This window comes from Ensifer sp. ZNC0028, assembly GCF_000799055.1.
Taxonomy (GTDB): Bacteria; Pseudomonadota; Alphaproteobacteria; order Rhizobiales; family Rhizobiaceae; genus Ensifer.
This window is the reverse complement of sequence record NZ_JTLA01000184.1, coordinates 1-5944: the sequence shown is the minus strand read 5'-3', so window position 1 is coordinate 5944 and position 5944 is coordinate 1. Positions and strand designations below refer to the sequence as shown.

Below are 5944 nucleotides of genomic sequence, written 5' to 3'. Positions count from 1 at the left end.
CCTCCACCGACATGCCAACCGAGCCAAGCAGGGTGTTCGACGCGCCAAGCACCTGGGTCGCCTCAACTGCGAGATCCACCGGGTGGCGCTGCGTGACCAGCTTCTGTCCGGCGGCAAGCGACAGGGTGCGCAGGTCCTCCACCAGAGCGGAGAGCCCCTCCACCTGCAGCAGCAATTGCCGCACCCTCTCTTGCTCAAGGGGGAAAACGCCGTCGGCCATTCCCTGAAGGTTGCCCTGCAGGATCGTCAGCGGCGTGCGCAGTTCATGCGCCACGGCCATTGTATTGAAGCGGAGCCTGTCTTCCATGCTTTCAAGCTCGGCCGCCAGTTCATCGAATGTTTTCACGAGAGTAGCCACCTCCTTGGCCCCCTTGCGGATAGAGCCGACACGCACCGCAAAGTCCCCGGCCCGGAGGTCCTGTGTCGCCCGTGCCAACGCTTCAAGCGGGCGGCTGATCTTGCGTGCCAGCCAGTAGCCGACCAAGCCGCAGAACGCGACGGCGATGCCCCCGAAACCGAGAATGAGCTTGTCGACTTCCCAGTTCCCCCACTCCTCAAGCTCCTCCGTGCTGGCCAGCAGGACCTGTAGCGAGTCCGGCGACGGCACCTTGCCGCTATTCAGATCCTTGTAAGCCTCGACCGCCTTTGCCGGCATCCTATCCAGCAGTTTTGCCTCCAGCTGCGACTCCATAGAGTTCACACCGCCGTAGACGATGACGACGCTGAACACGAGCAGGACGACGATCACCAGGGCGGTCAGGATACCCAGCGGAAGGCGCGACAGGCTGACTTTCATCTTGGCTCCACAAAACGATAACCGACGCCGCGAACGGCGCTGAAGAAGCCGCAGGCCCCGAGATCTTCCAGCTTGCGCCTGAGATTGGCGATGTGGGTGTCGACCGTGCGGGCGAGCGCGTCGCTGTCCGGCAGGCAGGCGTCGAGAATATCGGCGCGATCGAAGGCATGCGTCGGGCGGCGGATCATATGAGCAAGAATGCGGAACTCGCTGAGCGTCAACGGCACGGAGTGGCGATTGCCGGCTTTCTCGACGAAGGCGACATGGGCGTCGAGATCGACCTCGACACTCTCGAAGCGGAGCACGGTGGCGCCGGCGCCGTTGCGGGTACGGCGGAGCACCGCGTTGACGCGCGCCACCACCTCCTGCGGGTTGAACGGCTTGATGACGTAGTCATCCGCGCCGAGCCTCAGCCCCGTCAGCCGGTCGAGATCTTCCGCCAGCGCCGTGACCATGATGACGGGCGTGTTCCCCTCGCGGCGAAGGCGGGCGAGAACCTCGAACCCGTCGAGCTTCGGCATGCGAACGTCCAGCAGCACCAGGTCCGGCGACAGCACGGCATGGTGGGTCAGCGCCGTCTCGCCGTCGGCGGCACGCACCGTCCGGAAACCGTCGCGCACGAGATAGGCGTCCAGGATCTGCGCAATCTCCGGCTCGTCTTCCGCCAGAAGAATGAGACCCTTATCGACCATGAAAGAACTCCTTGCGCGCGATGTTGTGATCAGCAGCTTATGTGACGAATGAAGCCGCGTTGCAATTCATCCGAGCGGCCCGATGGTCGCTTGAGCGCCCCTCCGGATAGAGCTCCCGACAAATCTTCACCAAACCTTGGCAAATGGCTTTGAGGGTCCGGTGACAAACGTCGCAGGTGACGCGCACTGGCGGCTTTTGAAAAACGAACAGAGGCGGATTTCGGCCAACTTGAGCTTCGAGCAGGCCAGGGCGAAGGCATATTTCGGCGCATCTGCGCCGAGCGCTCTGCCACAGCTCACCTGGGGCGACATCCACCAAGGTTCACAAGGCCAACAATCCCATATCCAGTCGAAAGTCCGCCATGAACGCCCAACCCGACGGTCTGCAATCCGCAGACATTGTGAAAATTCTGCGCACGATCCCGCATCGGTATCCGTTTCTACTGGTGGATCGCATCGCCTCGATGCGTGGAGAGGAGCGCTGCGTCGGCGTAAAGAATGTCTCGATCAACGAACCACAGTTTCAGGGGCACTTTCCCGACAATCCGGTATTTCCCGGCGCGCTGATCATAGAGGGCATGGCGCAGACGGCCGGCGTCGCCTGCGCGGCGTCGAAAATCGCTCAAGGTCTGACCCCGAAGATCATCTACATGCTGGCGGTGGACAAGGCGCGGTTTCGCAAACCGGTCCAACCTGGCGATACCCTCGAATACCACATGACGAAAATCGCCTATCGCCGCAACATCTGGCGCTATCGCGGCGAGGCGTTGGTCGCAGGCGAACTGGTCGCTGAGGCTGAGATCGCCGCCTATCTCGAAGCGGCGTAATCCCGAGCGCAGCGACAGAGCGGCCGGCAGTTTCGGGTTGGCGAGGGCGAAGTGCCCTCGCGCGCCACCAACCGCACGGAGAAGTGGCAGCGCCTCAACCGGAATATCCAATCGACCGCGACGCCGTGGCTATTCGGCCGGCAGCAACTCGCGCCCGCTCTTGCGCATCAAGCGCTCCCCGTTCCTCGACGCAGCCTTGACAGAGCAGAGCAAGTGTCCGGCCCACACATTCCGACAACTTGCGAGCGACCGCATGTCCAGCCTTTACTCATCCACGGCGACTTCCTCAAACAGCAGCCGATGGCCGCGCCCCAATCCTCGTCTCTGGCCGGGGCAGGCGCGCGCCCGCCTCGAACAGCAGCCGATTGCGGCCGCCGGCGCGCTGACCATTTGCGCGGCTTTCATCTTCATGGCCTTTCCCGGTATCGATCTTGCCGTCTCGCGCTGGGCCGCCTTTGCCACCGGCGACTTCCCGCTCTCGCGGGAGCCGGAGCTGCGTGCCCTTCGCGACCTCAACCGTATCCTGCCGGTTTTCATTCTGCCCTGCGTGCTGGCGCTTCTGGTTGCGCAGGCCGTCGCACCCCGCCCCTGGCTACCCCGCCCGCACAAGGCGCTGTTCTTCCTGACCTTCTTTGCGGTCGGGCCGGGGCTCCTCATCCAGGCGCTGAAGCGGCTGATCGGGCGGGCGCGCCCTTATGAGATCACCGATTTCGGCGGCAGCCTGCCGTTCACGCCGGCCTGGCAAGTGTCTGGTGCCTGCTCGCGCAGTTGCTCCTTTGCGTCGGGCGAATCCGCCACCGCGATCGCGCTCGTGGCGCTTGCGCTGCTGCTGCCGGTTCAATGGTGGCGAACGGCGATCATCGCCCTTGTCCCCCTCGTCCTCGCCTTCTCGCTGAACCGGATCGTGTTCGGCGCGCATTATCTGTCCGATGTCGTGCTGGCCTGGTGCCTGATGCTGTGGCTGATGGCGTGGCTGTGGGCCGTGTTTACCGAAAACGGCGAACGGATCGATGCCGCCGTGATGCGCCTTTCGCGCCGAAGCGCGCCATAGAGCGCCCGCGAAACCGGCACAGCTTCAACGCGGAAAGACGAGTTCCACCGTCGTTCCGCGTCCCGGCTGCGAGAGAATGCGGGCGTCGCCGCCGCTTTGCCGGACAAAGCCGTAGACGACGGCAAGGCCAAGGCCGGCGCCGCCCTCCTGGTCGCGGGTGGTGAAGTAGGGCTCGAACGCCTTGTCCACCGCCTCCGGCGACATGCCGATCCCCGCATCGTTCACGGAGACGACGACATCGGCCTCGGCGCTGCCGGCGCGGATCAGGATCGTGCCGCCGAGCGGCATCGCCGCGGCGGCGTTAAGGCAGAGGTTGAGGATTGCCTGCTCGAAGAGTGCTGCATCGAGATGCACGTTGGGCAGGTCGTCGGCGATCTCGAAGGCGAGCCTGCATTTTTCGCCGACGGCAATTTCCAGCACGTCGGCCATGCCGCGCAGCACCGCGCCGATTTCGAGCGCCCCCGGCTGAAGCGGATGCTGGCTGCCGACGGACAACATGCTCGAGGCCAGCGAGCGCCCGCGATCGGCCGCCTTGCGAATGCGGGCGATATGGCGTTTCTGCCGGTCGCTGAAGCCCGTTTCGCGCTCCAACAGCCCCAGGCTGCCGGTGATGATGCCGATCATGTTGCCGACCTCATGGCTCACCTGATGGGTCATGCGCATGATCCCGTCCAGCCGCTGCGCCTTGGCTGCCTCGGCCTCCTGGCGGTCGATCTCCGTCACGTCCCGCGCCAGCAACACGATACCCCGGTCCGGCTGCCGCGACAGCGAGACTTCGGTCACCCGGCCCATACGGGATCGATGGCGCAGCACCAGCCGGTCATCGAGCGAGCCCGCCTCCCGATCAGCGGGCAAAAGGGTCGGGTCGATCTCCGGCATCGGACTGACGAACCGGCGCAGCGGCAACTTCCGCGCCGAGCCCGGCCAGCCGACGAGCTCCATGACGCGCCGGTTCATCGTGATCGGTTTGCCATTCGGGTCGAAGAGCGCAATGCCCTCGTTCATGTTGCGGAAGGTCGAGCGAATGGTGCGCGCCGCCGCTTCGGCGGTTCGGCGGAGCCGCGACACGCGTTCGACGCTTTCGCGAAACGCGCTGAAGGCTTCGAGCAGCCGCAGGAACTCGGTCTCTGTCCCGTTGTAGCTCGGCGTGTCGACATCACGGCGCCCCTGCGCAAGCGCGTTCATGCCCTTGGAGAGCGAGACGATCCCGCGCGATACCCGCATGACGGAGCGGATCGAGAAGATCGCCATGACGAGCACGAGCAGCGCGGAGACCGCGACGATGACGAGCAGGCGGCTCAGCGCATCGGAGGTCGAGGCGAGATCCTCGTTGAGCCCTCGGGCAACGGCTTCGCTTTGTGTTTCCGTGGCATGCGAAAGATCGCGCGAGACCGTGTGCAGCCGCGCCACCGCGGCGCGGATGGCGAACATTTCCAGAAGGTAGTGAGTCTGCGCCTCGAACACCCGCTCATAGGGCGTCAGCTCGGCGGCCGAAATCCGGCTATCGGGCCCGGCAGGCGCCAGCCGGGGCGTCGTGACGGCAACGTAGCGGCGGCGCAGTTCGCCAAGCTGGAACAGGCTGTCGGAGTTGGACGCCGATTGCACGATCGCATTGAGGCTCTGGCGGACCTCCGAGTTGGCGATGCCGTTGCCGGTGGCGATCTCTCCAAGGGCTGCCGCCGCATCGGCCTTGTACTGCTGGGCCGAATCCGCGTCGGCGGCAAGTGTCACCGTCTGCGTGCGGATCGCATCCAGCAGCTCGACGATGTGGGCGCTGGCAAAGCCGTCGACCGCTGTATTGCCGATCTCCGGCGCCATCGTTTGAAGCAGGACGTCGACCTGCGCGACGACCGAACGGCTTTCGCTCGACACCCGATAGGGCGATGTCGCGTTCATCAGGAACGGAGCGCTGGACACGAGGTCGGAAACCTGACGCGAAACCAGCGAGGCCTTGGCGAGGCTCGAAAAGGCCTGCAGCCCGTAGGCCGCCATCTCGTCACGCGCCCGTTGCAGGCCGAACACGGCGACCGTTGCCAGGCTGAAGACGAGGACGCAGATGAAGACGATCGCAAAGGGCAGGCGGAAGGCGATCGACGACAGGAACGGGCGGCTGATCACGGCCGGGCCTCGCCGTCGTCGGTATCCAGCACATAGCCCTTGCCGCGCCGCGTCTTGATGTGGCGCGGCAGGTCCGGATTGCGCTCGATCTTGCGGCGCAGACGGAGCACGAGCACATCGACGTTGCGGTCGATGTAGCGATCGCTTTCGGCGCCCAGCCGGTCGAGGATGTGGGCGCGGGTGACCGGCGTGTTCGGCGTTTCCGCGAGGATTTCGAGCAGCGCGAACTCGGCGCTGGTGAGCGACCGGGTCGCGTCGGAAAGGCAGACCGCGCGCCGGCTCTTGAGATCGATCGACCAGTCGCCGAGCTTCAGCGCCGCGGGCTCGTGCTCGCGCTCGGTCTCCCGCTCCGGCTTCAGCGACGGGTAGGTGCGTCGAAGAACGGCCTTGATCCGGGCCGTCAGTTCGATCGGCTCGAACGGTTTGACGACATTATCGTCGGCGGCCGTCTCCAGTCCCA

At 65.1% G+C, this 5944-nt stretch carries 6 protein-coding genes; 2 read left to right on the top strand and 4 right to left on the bottom strand.

Translation table 11 applies throughout. The features are described from left to right. Both L981_RS32105 and L981_RS32100 read right to left on the bottom strand, forming a co-directional pair. The coding region (locus tag L981_RS32105) for a histidine kinase dimerization/phospho-acceptor domain-containing protein (RefSeq protein WP_043626536.1) at positions 1–796 on the bottom strand (796 nt) is incomplete at its 3' end. Further along, entirely contained in the window at positions 793–1488 is a 696-nt protein-coding gene (locus L981_RS32100) for a response regulator (protein ID WP_043626533.1), read from the bottom strand. The genes L981_RS32105 and L981_RS32100, both read right to left, overlap by 4 nt. Before the next feature lie 362 nt (positions 1489–1850). Here L981_RS32100 and fabZ point away from each other — a divergent pair, with 362 nt between their 5' ends. Together fabZ and L981_RS32090 are read left to right on the top strand one after the other, a co-directional pair. Beyond that, positions 1851–2315: a 3-hydroxyacyl-ACP dehydratase FabZ gene (gene fabZ / locus L981_RS32095; protein WP_043626529.1), complete on the top strand. Its 465-nt coding sequence runs from the start codon at positions 1851–1853 to the stop codon at positions 2313–2315. A gap of 253 nt (positions 2316–2568) precedes the next feature. After that, a complete protein-coding gene (locus L981_RS32090) occupies positions 2569–3366 on the top strand; it encodes a phosphatase PAP2 family protein (protein WP_052202137.1) in 798 nt (265 codons plus the stop codon). 24 nt (positions 3367–3390) lie between these two features. Here L981_RS32090 and L981_RS32085 read toward each other — a convergent pair whose 3' ends face one another. Beyond that, positions 3391–5484, bottom strand: a complete 2094-nt coding sequence (locus tag L981_RS32085; RefSeq protein ID WP_043626526.1) for a nitrogen regulation protein NR(II) — start codon at positions 5482–5484, stop codon at positions 3391–3393. Beyond that, positions 5481–5944: winged helix-turn-helix domain-containing protein (locus tag L981_RS32080; protein ID WP_043626523.1), on the bottom strand; the 464-nt coding region annotated here is incomplete at its 5' end. The genes L981_RS32080 and L981_RS32085, both read right to left, overlap by 4 nt.

Bases quoted from the DNA above. Each gene is read 5' to 3' on its own strand.
- fabZ (WP_043626529.1), top strand. From the start codon at position 1,851: ATGAACGCCCAACCCGACGGTCTGCAATCCGCAGACATTGTGAAAATT.
- L981_RS32090 (WP_052202137.1), top strand. From the start codon at position 2,569: ATGTCCAGCCTTTACTCATCCACGGCGACTTCCTCAAACAGCAGCCGA.
- L981_RS32100 (WP_043626533.1), bottom strand. From the start codon at position 1,488: ATGGTCGATAAGGGTCTCATTCTTCTGGCGGAAGACGAGCCGGAGATT.